Origin of the sequence: Streptomyces gamaensis (genome assembly GCF_042656465.1) — a bacterium.
GTDB classification, from domain to species: Bacteria; Actinomycetota; Actinomycetes; order Streptomycetales; family Streptomycetaceae; genus Streptomyces; species Streptomyces gamaensis.
In genome coordinates this window covers 400,598-416,637 of sequence record NZ_JBHSPB010000004.1, presented here as the reverse complement: position 1 = coordinate 416,637, position 16,040 = coordinate 400,598, and the positions used below count along the sequence as shown (strand labels likewise).

Sequence of the window (16,040 nt, the reverse complement as noted above, 5' to 3'; positions counted from 1 at the left end):
ATTACGGGGTGTCAGGTACGGGGGAAGGGGATACGGATGACGGCTGCGGCGGCACCGATGAGCGGAGCGGCCAGGGGGCTGCTGATCGGTGCCGGGGCGCTCGTCCTCGGCCTGGGCATCCTCCTGCTGTTCTTCTGGCACACGCATGTCGTCGAACTCGTCGGTACGGACCGGCTGATATCGGGCGTCGGGCTGCGGGTGGCCGAGGCGGCGGTGCTGTACGGGGGCACGTGGTGCGTGGTGCGCGGCTGGAATGGCCGCGGGGCCGGGGCCTCCTGAGCGCGGGCCCCGGCTACTCCTGCTCCAACAGCCCTGCGGCGTCCAGCAGATACGCGGTCATCGGCTCGTAGAAGCGCGGGTCGGCGACGTGGTCGTCGATCGGGACCGCCACGCGCAGGGTGCCCTCCGCCTCCGCGAGGAAGAGGGCCGGGTCGTTGCTGTCGGCGTAGCCGATCGCGTCCAGTCCGCGCCGGGCCGCGCAGCCCGCCCAGCCGTGGTCGGCGACCACCAGCTCGGGCAGCGGGTCGCCCCGCCGCTCCAGGGCGTCGAGGATCGCGGCCATCGGCTCGGGGGAGTGCGTGTGGTGGATCGTCGCGCCGTACTCGACCACGGCCACGTCCCCGAAGGGGACCACGGCGCCGCCGTCGGCCGTCAGCCCGTCCGGTACGGACACGATCGCGCAGCCGGCGGCCCGCAGGGCGTCGGCCGTGCGCCGGTGCACGTCCAGCAGCCCGCCGGGATGCCCGGTCGCCACGAGCACCCGCTGCCGGCCGTCCGCCGCCTTGCGCAGCAGCGCCGCCGCGCGCTCCAGGGCGGCCACGGTCAGCTCGGGGTCGATCGTGTCCTGCCCGCTGCCGTGCGCGGGGTCGGGGCTCACGCCGCAGCGCTCGGCCATCACGGCCAGGACGTCCCGCTCGTCCGTCCAGCGGTCGCCCAGCTCCAGCCCGAACCAGAAATCACGGTCGCCCGCGGCGAGGCTGCGGTAGTGACCGAGGTTGTTCTCGCGGGGCGTGGCCACCGGGCCCGCGATCCGGGTACGGACGAGGTGGTCGATCAGCTCGGTGCGGTTCGGCGGTGGCGTGCCCTTCATGGTCTCCCCCGGGGACAGGCGCGGGTGGGTGTGCTGAACGCGATGTGCTGAACGTGGTGTGCTGGACGTGATGTACATACAGAGCGTCCGGACCCTGCAGTTCCGTACATGTGCGGAGCCCGCCGCCCTGCCTACCCTCGGGTACGGCCGGTGCCGCTGTACAGGCGTCGACCCGACCGTAACGCGTCCGTGATCTTCGAGAGGCCCCAGGCATGAGCACCTCCGCCCCCCGTGAACCGCGCGGCCCCGTCGACTCCTCCCGCATCCCGCGCTACGCGGGCCCGGCGACGTTCGCGCGGCTGCCCCGCATCGACGAGGTCGGCGGGCGGGCCGACGTCGCCGTCGTCGGCGTGCCCTTCGACACCGGCGTCTCCTACCGGCCCGGCGCCCGCTTCGGCGGCAACGCGATCCGCGAGGCGTCGCGGCTGCTGCGCCCGTACAACCCCGCGCAGGACGCCTCCCCCTTCGCCCTCGCGCAGGTCGCCGACGCCGGTGACATCGCCGCCAACCCCTTCAACATCGACGAGGCCGTCGAGACGATCGAGGCGGCCGCCGACGAGATCCTCGGCACCGGCGCCCGCATGATGACCCTCGGCGGCGACCACACGATCGCGCTGCCGCTGCTGCGCTCCGTCGCGAAGAAGCACGGCCCGGTGGCCCTGCTGCATTTCGACGCCCATCTCGACACCTGGGACACGTACTTCGGCGCCGAGTACACGCACGGCACCCCGTTCCGGCGGGCCGTCGAGGAGGGCATCCTCGACACCTCCGCCCTCTCGCACGTGGGCACGCGCGGCCCGCTGTACGGCAAGAAGGACCTGGACGACGACGCCAAGATGGGCTTCGGCATCGTCACTTCCGCCGACGTCATGCGCCGCGGCGTGGACGAGGTCGCCGACCAGCTGCGCCAGCGCATCGGGGACCGCCCCCTGTACATATCCATCGACATCGACGTCCTGGACCCGGCCCACGCCCCGGGCACCGGCACCCCGGAGGCCGGCGGCCTGACCTCCCGCGAACTGCTGGAGATCCTGCGCGGCCTGTCCGACTGCCACCTGGTCTCCGCGGACCTGGTCGAGGTCGCGCCGGCCTACGACCACGCGGAGATCACGTCGGTGGCGGCCTCGCACACGGCGTACGAGCTGACGACGATCATGTCGCGGCAGATTGCGGGGGCGCGGGGCGCGTAAGGCTGTTGGGGGTTGAGGGGGTGCCCGGGGGCGGGGGTCCGGGTGCCCCCCCGGAAGCCCCTTACGAGTGAACCGGCCCGGAAAGGGGCCGTTGCCCGGCGTGGCCGGTCATGCTGGCGTTCGACCGCAAGGAGGTGCAGCATGACGGTTATGGCACATGAGCCTGCGCCGACGCAGGAAGAGACCCTCCTGGATTACTTCCTCGCCCTGGAGACCCCTGAGGGCTTCCGGGCCGAGCTGATCGAGGGGGAGATCTTTGTGTCACCGGCTCCGGACGGAGATCACGAGGACCACGTCAGCGGCATCGTCAGGGAGGTGCTGCGCAAGTCGTCCACCGACATGGACGTCTCCGGTCACAAGGGGCTGAAACTTCCGCGTGGTGGGCTGTGCCCCAAGAACTACGTCATCCCTGACGCGACCTTCGCGCCCCGCGAGCTGCGCCTCTTTCGGGGCGCGCCGTCCTGGATGGCTCCCGATGGCATTGCGATGGTCGTCGAAGTGACCAGCACCAAGCCGGAGCGCGACCGCGTCGCCAAGCGGCACTGCTACGCGCGTGCGGGCATCCCTCTCTATCTGGTCGTCGACCGCAAGGAGAGCGTGGTGCTCCTCTTCAGCGAGCCGATGGACGACGACTACGCGAAGACGCTGTCCGTCGCCTTCGGGAGTGCCCTTCCTCTCTCGGCGCCCTTCGAGTTCGAGCTCGACACCGTCGACTTCCTCTGAGTTTCCGGGACTCCGGCCACGGATAGGCTGCCGACTGTGCCGTACGCCAAAACCGAAGACGGAGCCCGCATCGCGTATCAACCGGTCGGCGACGGGCCCCCACTCGTCCTGCTCGCCGGCCAGGCCAACAGTCACCACTGGTGGGACGGCCTCCGCGAGGACTTCCACGGTGCCCGCAGCACCGTCACCCTCGACTATCGCGGGACCGGAGACAGCGACGAGCCGCAAACCCCGTGCAGTACGCGCCAGTTCGCGCGGGACGTGATCGCGGTGCTCGACGAACTCGGCGCCGACCGCGCGGACGTCTACGGCACGTCCATGGGCGGACGCGTGGCCCAGTGGGTGGCCGTCGACCACCCGGATCGGGTCCGCAGGCTCGTCCTCGGATGTACGTCGCCGGGCGGACCGCACGCGGTCGACAGCGCTGACGACGTCCGCCGGTCCCTGGCCCAGCCGGACCCCACGGAGGCGCGACGGGCGCTGCTCGACCTGATGTACACGCCGGACTGGCTCGCGCATCACCCCGGCCCGTACGGGACGTTGGGCGACTCCGGCATGTCCGCCCGGGCCCGGCGCGGGCACCTGGCCGCCAGCAGACAGCACGACGCGTGGGACGCGCTGCCGGGGATCACTGCCCCCACACTGGTGCTGCACGGCACCGACGACCGCCTCAACCCGGCGGCGAACGCACCGCTGCTCGCTGACCGTATTCCCGGCGCGCGGCTGCGTCTGATTCCCGGGGCCCGGCATGCGTACTTCGAGGAGTTCCGGGCCGTCGCCGCCCCGCTCGTGCTGGATTTCCTCGACGGTTGACAAGACTCCACTGCGTGGAGCGCTCCGGACATGGGTGAGAATATTCCCCGAATTCCCAATGTCTCAGGAAGCGTCAGGAGCTTCATGCACAAGCGCCGCCTCTGGGCACCCGGGCTCGCGAACCTCGGGCTCGGGGTGCCGGCGATGGTGCCCCTGTATCTGGCATGGTGGCTGCTCACGAAGTATCTGCCAATGGACTGCCACAGCACGGCGGAAGCCGCCCGTTCCGGGCTCACCAACTGCGACTTCCACACGCTCGATCACGCGGATGCCGTGAAGTTTCTGCTGGTGGTGACGGGGCTGTTCGTGGTGTGGCTGATCGTCCTGGTGGATGTGCTGCTGCCACGGCGACGGGGTGCGCGGGTGCGGATGTGGGCGGGGTCGGCGGTGTTGGTTCCGGTTCCGTTTGGGGTGTGTTTGGGGTTGGCCTGAGACCCAGGACACGGGGGCGTTTCCGCAGGAAAGCTCTTCATGTACGCGACGAGGTGGGCGAGTTGGCAGTCGAAGCCCGAATGACGAGACCCGGGCTTCGGCAACCGGTTCACACGTGTCAGACCGAGTGCATCTCGGGCACGATCGGATCAGAGTTTGGCCACCCAGTGACCGCGAGCGAGATAGGTCGTTCCGTCGGGTTTGACGAACACCTTGGCGCCCCGTACAGGGAGTTCGCCCTGAGCGAGCCAGTGGTCACGGATGTCGTCGAGGGCGTCCCACAGGCGCTGCGGGCCGCTCTGGTGGACAGTCGGCGGTTCGGTGCCGTGGGCGGTGGCGCGGGCCCATGAGCCGTCGGCGTGGGCCATGAGGGCGAGGCGGCGGCCGTCGCGTGCTTCGTAGTGGTGCTCGATGCCCGGGGCTGTGATGTCGAGCATGGAGGCGAGGTCCCACGCCTCGGCGACATCGACGACGGGATAGCGGCCCGTGCGGACCTCCTCCCCCTCCAGATCGCGGGCGCGGCCCAGCAGTTCGGTCGGGCGGGGCGGATAGTCAGGACCGGTGCGCGTGTGCATGAATCCCGCTCGGTCCCATTCGACGCGCCCGGTCGCACCCCCGTCCCCGTCCTTCTCGGCGGTGACGAGCAAGGACGTGCCGGCGATCGTGGTCACCAGGCGCCCGCCGGGTTTGAGCGCGGCGAGCCAGCTCGCAGGGATGGGGCGTACGGCCACGGTGGCGACGATCCGGTCGTACACGCCGGGGAGCTGGGCGGCGGCGTCCATGGTGGCGAGAGCGGGACGCAAGCCAACGGCTTCGAGGCGTTCACGTGCGGCCGTGGTGAGGTACGGGTCGACGTCCACGCTCGTCACCCGGTGACCACCGAGGCGGCGCGCGGCGAGGGCGGCGCCGTAGCCGGACCCCGTACCGACGTCGCACAACACGTCGTTGTCCCCGAGACGCGCATGCTGGAACATGCGGACGACCAGGCTGGGCAGAGTCGCGGACGAGGTGGGCAGGCCGTACGGGCGCTCCTCGGACTTGGCGTGGTCCGCGTGGAGCGGTCCGACGCTCGTGACGAGCGAGGTGTCACTGTACGCGGCCTCCAGCCACCGTGAGGCGTCCGCCGGGCCGTCCCGCAGCGCCCAGCCGTCGGCCGTCCGCGACCACCAGCGCGGTACGAACAGGTGCCGGGGAAGGGCAGCGACGTGGGGGCGCCACCGTGACGTGGCGTGGGTGACGCGTTCGGCCAATGCTGAGGCGTGGGCTTCCCACTGCATGGGCTGCTCCTAGTATTTCGGCGCGCACGCCTCGGTGTTGTCCGGGTCGTCCAGCCAGACCCTGTGCTCTTCTGCCGTGAGTGTGAGTCCGAACCGTTCGTGTCCGGGCCTGCCTTCGTCCTCCCACCATCGCAGGGCGGATTCCGTTTCGTCCCACAGGCGCCGGGGGCCCGACTGCCATACGCGCGCCGCGTCGCCGTCGCGGAACATCACGCAGGCCCATGAACGGTCGCTGAGCCCGTAGAACCAGACGGGCCGGGCACCGTCCCGTTTGTCGGCGACAACGCAGGCACAATCCGGCACGCGGATCCCCAGGGCGAACTGCAAGGGGCCGAACTGCCCGGCGACGAAGCGGTCTTCGGTGACAGTGGTCGTCGACTCGTCGCCGTCGGCCACCGTGCCCATGACGTAGTCGGAGTGCTTTACCGGAGGGCGGCGCTGTGCGCGCAGTTTCATGAATTCCACCGGGCCGGTGAAACGTCCTGACGCGGAGGTGCCGTCATCGGCCACGACCAGGCGGGCCACGGCATCGGCGTTGCTGTAGTGCGTTCCCCAGGGGGCCACGACGACCCCGCCGGGGCGGCACTGTTCCACCCAGGAGAACGGGACGGCCCGCAGCCCGCACGTGGCGATGACACGGTCGTAGGGCGCGGCTTCCGGGAAACCTCGGGCCCCGTCGCCGTGGACCACGCGAACCGGAAACCCACGACGCTCAAGAGCCGTGCGCGCGGCACTCGATACGGCTTCGTCGATTTCCACCGTGACCACGTTCCCGGCGCCGAGCCGATGCGCGAGGAGAGCGGCGTTCCAGCCGGTTCCGGTGCCGATTTCCAGGACGCGGTGCCCGGGGTGTACGTCCAGGTCGCGGAGCATGCCGAAGACCACGCTGGGCATGGACGCCGATGAGGTGGACACGTGTCCCGGGGCGGTGCCGGTGTGCCGGCCGTCGTCCCACTGCGTCACCACGGGAGTGTCGGAGTCGGCATACCGCTGCCACACGGCCGGCTCGTCGGCCCTGTTGACGGTCACGGTCTGCCCGGTACTCATGTCGAACGGCCACATCAGGTCGGGCAGGAACGCGGAGCGGGGTACGGCGGCGAACGCGGGCACCCAGTCGGACGTCAGACTGCCGTTGGCCATCAGGGAGCGCCCCAGCTCCGTACGGCCGGGGCGCTCCTGGCGTGCGTTGACGGTCACGGGCCGGTCACCTTCGGCGGGTTGGGCACGCCGGGGCCTCCGTCGGGGGTGGGCGGGGTTTCGGGCCCGGGCCACGGCTGGCCGGGGAGTTTGTCGCCGTTGCCGGGGTTGTTGCTCGGGATGGCGGTCATGGCTGTTTCTCCTCTGCGGGTATCGGAGGTGTGCGAGACAGGCACGGCCGGACGTCGGCAGTGGCCGCTCATGCGTGCGCCTCCTGGTGGTGTGGTGTGCTGTTGTCCGGGTGGTTCATCAACGGGGCGCTGAAGTCGAGTTCGAACCACACATTCTTGCCGGGGGACTGTGAGGCAGTACCCCAGCGGGTGGCGAGGGCATCCACGAGCAGCAGGCCGCGCCGCGCTCTTCGTCCGTCTGCGCGACGAGCGGCCACACATCGGGCCACGGGCGCGCGACGGCCGGGGCGAACGTCACACCGTGTCGCCGGTTACCCGCGCAAGTTCGGCAAGTCCGGCCGGGGGCCGCATCACCGCGTAGTCGCCGAAGTCGCGGCGGTAGCGCCGGTGTCCGGTCTCCTGGGTGTGCCTACGCTGCCACTCCTCGACCGGGCCCGGGTCGCGGTGCGTGCCGGACTCCGCACCGCACTCGGTGTCGTCACCGGAGACGCACCGGGCCTCGTACTCCGGCTCTGCCGTCCGGTCCTGTTCGACGGTGAACGGGACGTAACGGAACACGCGCCGGGTCACCGCGCTGCCTCCTGCCCGTCGCGCGCCGAGTCCTTGACGTGCAGGAAGCCGCCCGCCTTCTCGATCTCGCGCGCTACCTCGTCGTACTCCTGCGGAACAGGCGAGATCATCGAGCGCCACGCCGTGAGAACCGCCCCGGCTTCGCCGCTCTTGACGCACTCGACGGCCTGCCGCAACCCGTCACGCCCTTGCGGCGGCAGCAATCCCGCGCGTTCCTCGATCACGTCCGTGACCTCCCACCCGAACGCCTCGGCGTACCCCGTGCACTCCCGGCGAGGTCCCGCGATGTTCGTGTTGGGAGCACCGCACAGGTAGATCACGCAGCGGAACCGCCCGATCGTCGCGGCCTCGGCCGGTCCATCGGCCTCACCCGGCGGGAGACCCGCCGCCGCGTCAGCCAATTCCTGACGCCGTCTCAGTTCACCTTCGGTTCGGCGGACCCTGGTCCGTCCCTGCCCCTGCCAGTTCTCGACGCTGATCACGCATCAATCGTGCCCACCTGACCACGCACAGTGAAGTGACGAGGCGTAGGACCGGGCGAGGTCGCCCGGCCCCAACTCGTACGCCCCGTAGGACTCATGCGATCAAGGGCACGCCGATGAGTTCGCTGATGTTCCGCACGCGCGCTGTGGACACCTTCGCGAGACGCTTCCCGATGACACCGGGCAACGCCTGATGCTTGACCCACTCCGGAGCGTCGAGCCCTACCTCGATCAGTGTGTCTCCCGCCTGGTCGTAAAGGCCGGCCGCGCACTGCGCGAGGGCAACATCGAGCTTGTAGCGGTTGCGGGCCACCTTCGACATGGACTTGGGGAGCTTCTTCATGTCCGGGTGACTGGCGAGCTTGAGTGCGCGCCCGTAGTTCTTCAACGCGACGTGGATCCCAACGGCCTCGGTCTTCGCCGCCGTTGGGCCGAAGCTGGTTCCGTACAGCTTCTCGTCCCGGCCCAGCCTCGCCGCTGCGGCGTGCGCCTGCGAAATGTAGTCGTCGGCCGCGCTCTCGTCCTCGCGCCTCGACGCCGCCACGGCCGCGGAGATCATCAGACGCCCGTACGCGAGCAACTGCGGACGTGACCCGCTGCTGAACGACGGCTCGATCGCCAATGCCGCGCGCTCGGCCACGGACACGGCGCGGGGCAACTTGGCGCCGCGCAGGTAGATCCATGACAGCGTGGACTCAAGCAGCGCCGTCATCACGGGGTCATCGACGTTCTTCGCAAGGTGTTTTGCCGACGTGAGCGCGCTCAACGCAAGGTCGCGTTGCCCGAATCCGTTCGAGCACGACGCGGCTACGCGGTACGTGCTCGCCAGGATCGAGCCCACTTGCTCGCGCTCGCTGCCGGTGGCACCGGCGTACCTGACCTGTCCTTCCATGAGGACCTTTGAGGCGTAGCCACTCACCTTGGCCGTGTCGCTCGCCCAGTAGGAATCCCACGCGCGGTCGCGCGCCTCGCGCAGTTCCTCGACGGTGCTCGGGTCGTCGATGCCCTCCCACTCGCCGAGAGCGCTCTCGTGCACGGCATCGGACAGTTGGCGCAGCGCGGCACGGTCGCTCTGATCCATGCCCCGACGCGGTGCCTGCTGCCCCAGGATCACGGATACGTCCGTGTTCAGCGCGTGGGCGAGCTTGAGCAGAGAACCGACGGACAACTCGCCGCGGTCCTGCTCGGCTTTCTGCACCAAGGCGAGGGACAGCCCAGCTGCATCGGCGAGTCCCTGCTGCGTCAGGTCGGAGCCCCGTAGGCACTTGATGCGCTTACCGTTCGTAAAGTCGGCCCAGTTGCTCACGATCACCCCAGTGCGTTTGCTCCGGCTGCTGAACTCCGATGGTAGGTCCAGGCGCCCGGACGCCCAGCGTGAACGGAACCGGCGCAGGACCCGAGCGCGCTCGGCCCAGCTCTCAGAGGCTGAACGGCCGGCTCGTGGGTCTTCCCCGGGGTGCCTCGCCCGTAGACTTCGGACCCCGCGAGACGATCTGGACTCTCCCTCCCGTGACGATCGCTTCGCGGCGCTGAGAGCCGGGATCGCCGCCTTGTGCCGGACACGATGAGAGGGGTCGGCTTGTCGGAGAACGAAGGTGCGCGACTGTTCCGCGAAACATGGATCGCCGGGGTGCACAGGCACTTCCCCGGTGAACCGAAAGCCGGCTACGTGACCCCCTGGGAGGACACACCCGGCTGGGAGCGTGCTGCCGCAGGGTCCGTGTACGAGCAGGTCCGCCACTTCCTGGAGCTCAGCGACGGCCACGCTTCGCGGTTGTCGCGTGAGCAGAAGGGCCGGTTCGTCGCCACGTGCTGGACGGCCCAGATGTACAAGCACTTCACGGACCCCAAGCCGGGCTACGTGGCGGACTGGGCGGAGCTGCCGGTTTGGCAGCGGGAGACCGACGCGGACATCTTCGAAGCGATCGAGAAGTCCCTGGGCTGAGCACACGACGAGACGCCGCCCCGCGTCAGCGCTCATGAGTGCTGACGCGGGGGCCTCGCGTACGTGAACACGTGCTCGCGTTCGCGGAGAGGGGGTGCACCGGGCGCGCTCTCGATATCGCGCACCGTCTCCCACCAAGGCCGTTGAACGCGAGCTCAGGCCGGCCGGTACTCCTCGTGCGGCACGGCTCGCTCCCACACGGCCTCGAACGCCGAAGCGCAGAGCTTGGCCAGCGCCGGTTCGATCACGACCTCCTCGTCCGTGAACTGCCCGTCGCCGCCGAAGTGGTTGACCACGACCGTGCTGCCGTCGAGCAGCCAGAAGTCGTTGCCCGGCAGAGCGAGATCGGTGGCACGGCGACGCGGTAGCCAGCGGACCTGTTCGCCTGCCGCGACGTTGGTGAACGTCACGTCGTACTCGAACTGGACGTAGTCCGAGACCGGTTCACTGACCAGACGCGCGCGGCGCACTGGCACACCGCGCGCCGTCGTCTCCTGGATGAGGGTCAGCCAGGGGCGCCACCACGACGCACGGTCGGCCGGGTCGTCCCGGTGCCCCTGCTGCCAGGCGATGAACATGGGGTCGTCGCGCATGTAACCGTCGCGCATCTCCAGATGAACCGCCGATCGCTCGCACCGGCGCAGGAGATCTTCAAGCGGTGGGCCCGCCACTGTTCACCTCCGGGAAGAACTGCAGCATGCGGGGTCCTTGCCCAGCTTGGGCAGAGCCATGCCGTGCCTCCTGTGTGTCGGGGCGGCGCTTGTGTGAACGAGCTTGCGCCAGGCTCGGCCAGCGGCGCCATCGGGGATGTTCGGTCCTGCAGCCTCGCTGAAGTCAGGGCCACCAGTGTGCCCGTGTCCATGACAATCACTCGCCGAACCTTGTCTCGCGCGCACGCGACCGATGAGGGCATGCGCCTTTTTCTATAGTGGCGTGCGGCCTTGTGCGTGGCCGACCTTCACGCCTCCGCTGCTCCTCTCCCCGTATCCTCGCGGAGATACCGCGGCACCCCGTCGCCGAGCGCGGCCACGGCGGATCTGAAGCGATGCGCGAGGCGCGGTCGGAGCAGTCCGGTCGCTTCGTCAGCGGGGAAGAACGCGAGCTGGGAGAGTTCTCCGTCGCCAAGGCGGAGTGCGGCCACAGCCTCGGCATCGATTTCACCGGCATCGAAGATAAAGGCCAGTTGGTCGTCCCACGGTCCGTGAGGAGCAACCCAGTCCACCACCAGCAGGCTACGGATCACCGCTGTCAGACAGAGCTCCTCCCGGAGCTCCCGGACCGCCGCGAGGTCGGGAGCCTCGTTGGCTTCGGCCATGCCGCCAGGAAGGTCCACCATCCTGGCTTGTAAGTGGGTTTCACCAAGAGGAAGTTGCCAGCTGTGTTCCGGAGCAGCACGTCCGCAGCCACACGTTTTCTGGCCTGTTTGGCATTGCCCTCGGCAAGGTATGCGTACCAGGCGTCGGGATCTGAAGGCGTCGGTGTCATGTCGCGAGCCTTTCGAAGTCCGACGTGGCTGCGTGCAGTGCTGCACTGGGTCCGGCCCCGGCCCCGGCCCCGGGATGACGCATGGCACCATGATGCTCGCCGACCGGCAGCGCGTCATCGACGAGACGTCTGGTACGGGCCGGGGTCGGGCCTTGTAAGGTCTTCGGCGTGGCACCGGTAACCGGCCTGTGGTGGACGGGACTTGCCGGAGTGCGGGCGTTGAGGCTCCGCAGCCAGACGGCCCAGGAGGAGCCCCATGAACCCTGTGTCCCGGCAGACCCTGCACGGTCGCTCCGAGCTTCCGGAGACCGCCACCGGGCATGAACAGATCCGCCTTTCAAAGGAACTCGGCCGACTCGTTCATGACCGCCGGACCGAGGCCGGCGTGAGCGAGGAGGACCTCGCCGTGTGCCTTGGCCTCACGCCCGAGGCTGTCGAGCGCATCGAGCTCGGCGGCGTCCTGCCGATCACGTGTGAGCTGCTGCTCAGGATCGCGGCCGCACTCGACGTTGCCGTGGAGCTCTGCCTTGCGTCAACGAGCAGTGCCGTCCGTTTTGAGGCAGGGGCCGCGTAGCCCTACGCGGCCGAGAATCGCCGTGCTCGCTCGGAACCGGGCATCGACCAAGCCCCTGCATTCCGAGCAACTGGCCGCTGTCGGCGGCACCATCACGCTCGGCCCCGACGTGTGCGGCAGCGCCACGACGTGTCGAGGGTGCGTGCCGCTCACGAGCGGGCCCCGCACTGGTGTCGGCGCAGTTCCTCTTCGAGCTCGGTGACTCGCTTCATTCTGCCTTCGCGGAGGGCCACCGCGCGGGCGAGGATGAGCCCGGCGCAGAAGCGGCACAGTCGCGGTGGGAGGGTCAGGCGCATGCGTGATGTTCCCCTTCAGGGTCGGCCGGGTCCGGGACCTGAGCTTCTGCCCCGCGACCATTCGGGGTTCATGGTCGCGAAGCCACTGATCCAGTGGGGAGTTGACAAGTGATGACTATGATGTATGGCAACGGTCAACACTCCCGGAGCCCGCAATGAGCGACTTCGCCGCGTGCGCCCGCCGCGCCCTTGAGGACCGGGGGCTGACCATGCGCGGGGCGGCCCGCGCCCTGAAGTACGACCCGGGCTATCTCAGCCGTGTGCTCAACGGGAAGCAGCGTCCCTCCAGGCAACTGGCCGAAGCCTTGGACGCGTTGGTAGAAGCCGGCGGAGAACTGGCTGCCAAGGCCGTCGGAATCGGGTGCGGGGATGTGAGGCGTCCACGTGAGGAAACGCCCGGTACGGACATCGGGCATATCCGTGAGGCCGTCGCGCACTTCCTGGAGCACGATGGCCGGTACGGCGGCGACGCGGTGGCATCTGCCGCGACGCAGGTGTGGCGGGCGGGGCAGCGCGAGTTGGAGAGCGGAACCGTTCCCGAGCGGCTTGAGCGCGAGTACGTGGCGGCCGTCGCGGAAGCGGCCGAGGTCGCGGGGTGGCTGGCCTTCGACGCGGGTCGGCAGGAATCCTCCCGTGCCGGTTTCCTCGAAGCGCACCTGCTGGCCCGGCACGCCGGCGACCGGCCGATGCAGTGGTTCGCCCTGGACATGCTCGCGATGCATGGGATCCAGTACGGTCACCCCCGCGAAACGCTGCGCATCGCGGACGAGGTCCTCACCCAACTCCGGGTTCCGCCGCGCGTAGCGCTGCTGGCGCGCGTACGCAAGGGACGGGCACTGGCTCTCGCCGGGAGCCGGACGGGCGCCTTGTCGGAGCTGGAGGCGGCGAGGGCCGGGCTGGGGGAGTCCCTCGACCCCCGGGATCCGCCATGGACCTGGTGGGTGGACGAACTCGAAGTCGCCGGGCATCGCGGTGAAGTACTCCTCGCGCTCGGGGATGCCGACGCGGCCGTACCCGAACTCCGGCGTGCCCTCGAACTGGCGGCGGCGGTCCGCCCGGTGGGGCGGGGGGTGCTCTACTACCAGGTCGCCCTGTTCGCGGCGCATGCGAAGGCCAGGGACTGGCGTGCGTGCGAAGCGACCTTGGCGGCTGTCCAGCCGTTGCTGGAGCTGGTGAGCTCGGGACGGAGCCGACGGCGGCTGTGGGGGACGGTGCGCGATATCGAGAGTGCTCCTGGTGTGCCCGGTCGGCTGCTGGAGGCATCGGCGTGTTTATGCGAGTACGTGACTGGAGGCCCAGTTCCCCTTGCCCGGCGGCACCACGCTCCGTAACTTGCTGATACCGCTACGGGAGGGGATCACTTGAAGCTGACATTGATCGCCGGAGGTTCGTGCAGCGGCGCGGGCAACGGCGACTGTGACTCCGGAGACTGCCCCAGTGTCTTCGCCACAGACCGGGGCACCATCGCCGTCCAGGGACACGACGTGGACCACGAGACGCCGGAAGGCGAGTCCATGGTGGAGATCCCGCAGGAGCTTCTGAGGGAGGCCGCACGTGTTCTTGGATGGTGAGGACTGGGCTGCCTACTTCCGTGAGTTCAAGCGGTCGGCCTGGCGGCTGGAAGTACAGCCCACGTACACGATGCCCGCAGAGGCCGAGAGCCTCGCCCGGTTCCTGCGCGGCGAGCCCAAGCCCGTCGACCACAACGCACGTTGGCACGGGACCGTACGGGCAGCGGTCGGCGCGGACAAGACTATTGGGCGGGTGCGTGTGGTGCGTCAGCCGCTCACCGAGTATCAGCAGTACCAGTTTGCGTGGGGCATCCCCGGCAACATCTCGGCCGGCGAGGACATCCGGGTCCTTGACCTCACAAACCAGGATGTGGACCTTCCGGACCAGGACTTCTGGCTGTTCGATGAAACCACCGTCGTGCACCTCAACTACCGGCCGGACGGCACTCAGATCAATCGCGAGCTGATCGAAGCACCGGACATCGGCAAGTATCTCGCCTGGCGGGATCGGTCGGTAGAGATTTCTGTTCCATTCCGTGACTATCGAGCCTGAGCGTCACGGAAGAGAGCGCAAGGACTTGGCGGAGGCCCTGAGGGACCTCCGCCGAGCTGCTGGGCTGAGCGGGGAGCGGCTTGCTGTCCGCTGCAACATGAGCCAGACGAAGATCAGCCGAATCGAGACCGGGCGAGCTCTGCCCACGGTGCTAGATGTCGAGCGGATCCTGACAGCTCTGGGAGTGCCGCAGGAAGCAGCCGACGAACTCTTGAGACTGGCGCGCCGGGCAAACGTCGATTATGCGTCCTGGCGAGCCTATGCCCGTGTCGGCTTGTATCGGAAACAGGCTGAACCTTTCCCGCCACCAAGACACTTGAGTTGGAGCCACCGTGGACGCACCAGTCACCCCGACCATCCGTACCTCTGCCAAGGCCGTCGTCGTGCACGACGGCCGAGTCCTGCTCCAACGGGCCAACTGGGAAGGCCAGGAATGTTATTTCTTGCCCGGTGGCGGCCAGCACCCCGGTGAACCACTCGACGAAGCCGCCCGCCGCGAGGTCCACGAGGAGACCGGCCTGACCGTCACCGTGGACCGGATGCTGTGGCTGCGCGAGTACATCGGCGCCAACCACGAACATGCCGAAACCGAAGCAAGCACCCACCGCATCGAGGCGATCTTCCACTGCACCCCCGAAGGCGACCCCGGCCAGCTCGGCGGACATGCCGAAGATGACGTGCAGACCGGCCTGGAATGGGCGGAATTGGAGAAGGTGCCCGGCCTGAACCTGTTGCCTCACGCTCTGCGTCAGCCGATCGCCGCCCTCGCCACCGGGCAGCCCTCGCCCGGCTACCTCGGCGACGTCAACTGACGACCCGTGATCGTCATAGACGGCCGGGTCCCGGACGAGGCCCGGGAGATCACCACAGGCCAGGCCAACCGCGTCTGGTATGTCGACGGCCCGGTGTCGTACGTGCTCAAGCACTACGGCGACCCGGCCCGCGCAGCCAACGAGGCTGTCGCCCTCACCCTCCTAACCCAGCATCAGGCCCCGGCGCCCCAACTCCTGGGTGCCGACCCGGGAGCACAGCCGGCGTGGACCGCGCAGGCCACGGTCCACGCCGAGCCCGTGCCCGCCACCCAGCTCCTTCACGAACTCGCTGACCCCCTAGCCGTCGTCCACCGCATCCGAGGCTCCCACGTCGGACGGCTCGCCGGAGCCCGACGCCACCGCACTTGGCGCGACTACCTCCGTGGCCGACTCGACAACTACGCCGATGCTGCCCCCGACCTCGCCCATGCAGCCGCAGTCCTCAGCCGCGAACTCGACGTCACTGACGTGGACACCGAGCCCAGGCTGCTGCATCACGACCTCCAGCCGGGCCACCTTGTCCGCTCCCTGAGCGGCAGGTCACTACTGCTGGACTGGGAACTTGCCGTCTTCGGCGATCCGCTGTCCGACCTCGCCCGCCTCGCCGTCCGCCTCGACCTCCCCGACCCCGCGGATGTCCTCCACCTCACTCACCGGCCTGCTCCAGCCGCTGGCCGTCGAATTCACCTGTACTGGCGCATACACCAGCTCGCCGACGCCGCCCTCAGTACCGATCCCGTCGTACAGCAACGCGGCCGGAGTCGCCTCTCTTAAGGACGAACACACGCGGCTCGGGTCTCGTCATTCGGGCTTCGCCCGCCAACTCGCCCACCCCGTCGCGTACATGAAGACTTTTCCTGCGGAAACGCCCCCGTGTCCCGGGTCTCAGGATTCAAGATTCGGCGTTCGAGACAGTTATTCAAGGAATGGGAGGAAGTTAAAACCCACCCTCCCGCCCT

The 16,040-nt window shown here is 69.1% G+C and carries 22 protein-coding genes and 1 pseudogene; 13 read left to right on the top strand and 10 right to left on the bottom strand.

Annotation, left to right across the window (positions count from 1 at the left end):
- Positions 1-36: 36 nt before the first annotated feature.
- Positions 37-279: a hypothetical protein gene (locus ACFP1Z_RS09175; RefSeq protein WP_390315430.1), complete on the top strand. Its 243-nt coding sequence runs from the start codon at positions 37-39 to the stop codon at positions 277-279.
- 13 nt (positions 280-292) lie between these two features.
- On the opposite strand, the gene ACFP1Z_RS09170 is transcribed toward ACFP1Z_RS09175, so the two are convergent.
- On the bottom strand, positions 293-1,090 hold the full coding sequence (locus ACFP1Z_RS09170) for a phosphatase (protein WP_390315429.1): 798 nt from the start codon (positions 1,088-1,090) through the stop codon (positions 293-295).
- A gap of 212 nt (positions 1,091-1,302) precedes the next feature.
- On the opposite strand from ACFP1Z_RS09170, the gene speB reads away from it, so the two are divergent.
- From speB to ACFP1Z_RS09150, 4 genes are all read left to right on the top strand, one after another.
- Positions 1,303-2,280 carry an agmatinase gene (gene speB / locus ACFP1Z_RS09165; protein ID WP_390315428.1) on the top strand — a complete coding sequence of 326 codons (978 nt, stop codon included), beginning with the start codon at positions 1,303-1,305 and terminating at the stop codon, positions 2,278-2,280.
- Between the two features lie 141 nt (positions 2,281-2,421).
- Positions 2,422-3,003, top strand: a complete 582-nt coding sequence (locus ACFP1Z_RS09160) for a Uma2 family endonuclease (RefSeq protein WP_390315427.1) — start codon at positions 2,422-2,424, stop codon at positions 3,001-3,003.
- 36 nt (positions 3,004-3,039) lie between these two features.
- Positions 3,040-3,816, top strand: a complete 777-nt coding sequence (locus ACFP1Z_RS09155; protein ID WP_390315426.1) for an alpha/beta fold hydrolase — start codon at positions 3,040-3,042, stop codon at positions 3,814-3,816.
- A gap of 84 nt (positions 3,817-3,900) precedes the next feature.
- Complete coding sequence (locus ACFP1Z_RS09150) at positions 3,901-4,248, top strand: hypothetical protein (RefSeq protein ID WP_390315425.1); 348 nt, start codon at positions 3,901-3,903, stop codon at positions 4,246-4,248.
- A gap of 149 nt (positions 4,249-4,397) precedes the next feature.
- On the opposite strand, the gene ACFP1Z_RS09145 is transcribed toward ACFP1Z_RS09150, so the two are convergent.
- The 6 genes from ACFP1Z_RS09145 to ACFP1Z_RS09120 form a co-directional block, all read right to left on the bottom strand.
- Positions 4,398-5,525, bottom strand: coding sequence for a methyltransferase domain-containing protein (locus ACFP1Z_RS09145; RefSeq protein WP_390315424.1), 1,128 nt, complete (start codon positions 5,523-5,525; stop codon positions 4,398-4,400).
- Between the two features lie 9 nt (positions 5,526-5,534).
- Positions 5,535-6,665, bottom strand: coding sequence for a methyltransferase domain-containing protein (locus ACFP1Z_RS09140; RefSeq protein WP_390315548.1), 1,131 nt, complete (start codon positions 6,663-6,665; stop codon positions 5,535-5,537).
- Positions 6,666-6,718: 53 nt separating this feature from the next.
- Positions 6,719-6,853 (bottom strand): hypothetical protein, encoded by a 135-nt coding sequence (locus tag ACFP1Z_RS09135; RefSeq protein WP_390315423.1) that lies wholly within the window; start codon positions 6,851-6,853, stop codon positions 6,719-6,721.
- A 294-nt stretch (positions 6,854-7,147) separates the two neighbouring features.
- Positions 7,148-7,423 carry a DUF7848 domain-containing protein gene (locus tag ACFP1Z_RS09130; protein ID WP_390315422.1) on the bottom strand — a complete coding sequence of 92 codons (276 nt, stop codon included), beginning with the start codon at positions 7,421-7,423 and terminating at the stop codon, positions 7,148-7,150.
- A complete protein-coding gene (locus ACFP1Z_RS09125; protein WP_390315421.1) occupies positions 7,420-7,905 on the bottom strand; it encodes a recombinase family protein in 486 nt (161 codons plus the stop codon). The genes ACFP1Z_RS09130 and ACFP1Z_RS09125 overlap by 4 nt, the downstream gene beginning before the upstream one ends.
- A 94-nt stretch (positions 7,906-7,999) precedes the next feature.
- Positions 8,000-9,211, bottom strand: a complete 1,212-nt coding sequence (locus ACFP1Z_RS09120) for a helix-turn-helix domain-containing protein (RefSeq protein ID WP_390315547.1) — start codon at positions 9,209-9,211, stop codon at positions 8,000-8,002.
- 273 nt (positions 9,212-9,484) lie between these two features.
- Between ACFP1Z_RS09120 and ACFP1Z_RS09115 the strand changes: the two genes are divergently transcribed.
- A complete protein-coding gene (locus tag ACFP1Z_RS09115) occupies positions 9,485-9,850 on the top strand; it encodes a hypothetical protein (protein WP_390315420.1) in 366 nt (121 codons plus the stop codon).
- A 155-nt stretch (positions 9,851-10,005) separates the two neighbouring features.
- Here ACFP1Z_RS09115 and ACFP1Z_RS09110 read toward each other — a convergent pair whose 3' ends face one another.
- Both ACFP1Z_RS09110 and ACFP1Z_RS09105 read right to left on the bottom strand, forming a co-directional pair.
- Positions 10,006-10,521 carry a DUF6879 family protein gene (locus tag ACFP1Z_RS09110; protein WP_390315419.1) on the bottom strand — a complete coding sequence of 172 codons (516 nt, stop codon included), beginning with the start codon at positions 10,519-10,521 and terminating at the stop codon, positions 10,006-10,008.
- Positions 10,522-10,808: 287 nt separating this feature from the next.
- On the bottom strand, positions 10,809-11,165 hold the full coding sequence (locus tag ACFP1Z_RS09105) for an NUDIX domain-containing protein (protein WP_390315418.1): 357 nt from the start codon (positions 11,163-11,165) through the stop codon (positions 10,809-10,811).
- A 426-nt stretch (positions 11,166-11,591) separates the two neighbouring features.
- Here ACFP1Z_RS09105 and ACFP1Z_RS09100 point away from each other — a divergent pair, with 426 nt between their 5' ends.
- Positions 11,592-11,909: a helix-turn-helix transcriptional regulator gene (locus ACFP1Z_RS09100; protein WP_390315416.1), complete on the top strand. Its 318-nt coding sequence runs from the start codon at positions 11,592-11,594 to the stop codon at positions 11,907-11,909.
- 149 nt (positions 11,910-12,058) lie between these two features.
- On the opposite strand, the gene ACFP1Z_RS09095 is transcribed toward ACFP1Z_RS09100, so the two are convergent.
- The gene (locus tag ACFP1Z_RS09095; RefSeq protein WP_390315415.1) at positions 12,059-12,205 is read right to left on the bottom strand and encodes a hypothetical protein; all 147 of its coding nucleotides are present in this window, start codon (positions 12,203-12,205) and stop codon (positions 12,059-12,061) included.
- 155 nt (positions 12,206-12,360) lie between these two features.
- On the opposite strand from ACFP1Z_RS09095, the gene ACFP1Z_RS09090 reads away from it, so the two are divergent.
- The 6 genes and pseudogenes from ACFP1Z_RS09090 to ACFP1Z_RS09065 all read left to right on the top strand — a co-directional run bounded on the left by ACFP1Z_RS09090 (position 12,361) and on the right by ACFP1Z_RS09065 (position 15,855).
- Complete coding sequence (locus tag ACFP1Z_RS09090; RefSeq protein ID WP_390315414.1) at positions 12,361-13,536, top strand: helix-turn-helix domain-containing protein; 1,176 nt, start codon at positions 12,361-12,363, stop codon at positions 13,534-13,536.
- Between the two features lie 30 nt (positions 13,537-13,566).
- Positions 13,567-13,776 (top strand): hypothetical protein, encoded by a 210-nt coding sequence (locus ACFP1Z_RS09085; RefSeq protein ID WP_390315413.1) that lies wholly within the window; start codon positions 13,567-13,569, stop codon positions 13,774-13,776.
- Entirely contained in the window at positions 13,760-14,269 is a 510-nt protein-coding gene (locus tag ACFP1Z_RS09080; protein ID WP_390315412.1) for a DUF6879 family protein, read from the top strand. The genes ACFP1Z_RS09085 and ACFP1Z_RS09080 overlap by 17 nt, the downstream gene beginning before the upstream one ends.
- A pseudogene (locus ACFP1Z_RS09075) lies at positions 14,253-14,468 on the top strand (helix-turn-helix domain-containing protein); the annotation flags it as partial. The gene ACFP1Z_RS09080 and the pseudogene ACFP1Z_RS09075, both read left to right, overlap by 17 nt.
- Before the next feature lie 133 nt (positions 14,469-14,601).
- Positions 14,602-15,081, top strand: a complete 480-nt coding sequence (locus tag ACFP1Z_RS09070) for an NUDIX domain-containing protein (protein WP_390315411.1) — start codon at positions 14,602-14,604, stop codon at positions 15,079-15,081.
- Between the two features lie 6 nt (positions 15,082-15,087).
- Positions 15,088-15,855 (top strand): phosphotransferase family protein, encoded by a 768-nt coding sequence (locus ACFP1Z_RS09065; RefSeq protein WP_390315410.1) that lies wholly within the window; start codon positions 15,088-15,090, stop codon positions 15,853-15,855.
- Positions 15,856-16,040 lie beyond the last annotated feature (185 nt).

Coding starts and splice junctions, on each gene's coding strand:
- speB (WP_390315428.1), top strand. CDS start 1,303: ATGAGCACCTCCGCCCCCCGTGAACCGCGCGGCCCCGTCGACTCCTCC.
- ACFP1Z_RS09175 (WP_390315430.1), top strand. CDS start 37: ATGACGGCTGCGGCGGCACCGATGAGCGGAGCGGCCAGGGGGCTGCTG.
- ACFP1Z_RS09160 (WP_390315427.1), top strand. CDS start 2,422: ATGACGGTTATGGCACATGAGCCTGCGCCGACGCAGGAAGAGACCCTC.
- ACFP1Z_RS09095 (WP_390315415.1), bottom strand. CDS start 12,205: ATGCGCCTGACCCTCCCACCGCGACTGTGCCGCTTCTGCGCCGGGCTC.
- ACFP1Z_RS09105 (WP_390315418.1), bottom strand. CDS start 11,165: ATGGCCGAAGCCAACGAGGCTCCCGACCTCGCGGCGGTCCGGGAGCTC.
- ACFP1Z_RS09090 (WP_390315414.1), top strand. CDS start 12,361: ATGAGCGACTTCGCCGCGTGCGCCCGCCGCGCCCTTGAGGACCGGGGG.
- ACFP1Z_RS09145 (WP_390315424.1), bottom strand. CDS start 5,525: ATGCAGTGGGAAGCCCACGCCTCAGCATTGGCCGAACGCGTCACCCAC.
- ACFP1Z_RS09100 (WP_390315416.1), top strand. CDS start 11,592: ATGAACCCTGTGTCCCGGCAGACCCTGCACGGTCGCTCCGAGCTTCCG.
- ACFP1Z_RS09140 (WP_390315548.1), bottom strand. CDS start 6,665: ATGGCCAACGGCAGTCTGACGTCCGACTGGGTGCCCGCGTTCGCCGCC.
- ACFP1Z_RS09135 (WP_390315423.1), bottom strand. CDS start 6,853: ATGACCGCCATCCCGAGCAACAACCCCGGCAACGGCGACAAACTCCCC.
- ACFP1Z_RS09170 (WP_390315429.1), bottom strand. CDS start 1,090: ATGAAGGGCACGCCACCGCCGAACCGCACCGAGCTGATCGACCACCTC.
- ACFP1Z_RS09150 (WP_390315425.1), top strand. CDS start 3,901: ATGCACAAGCGCCGCCTCTGGGCACCCGGGCTCGCGAACCTCGGGCTC.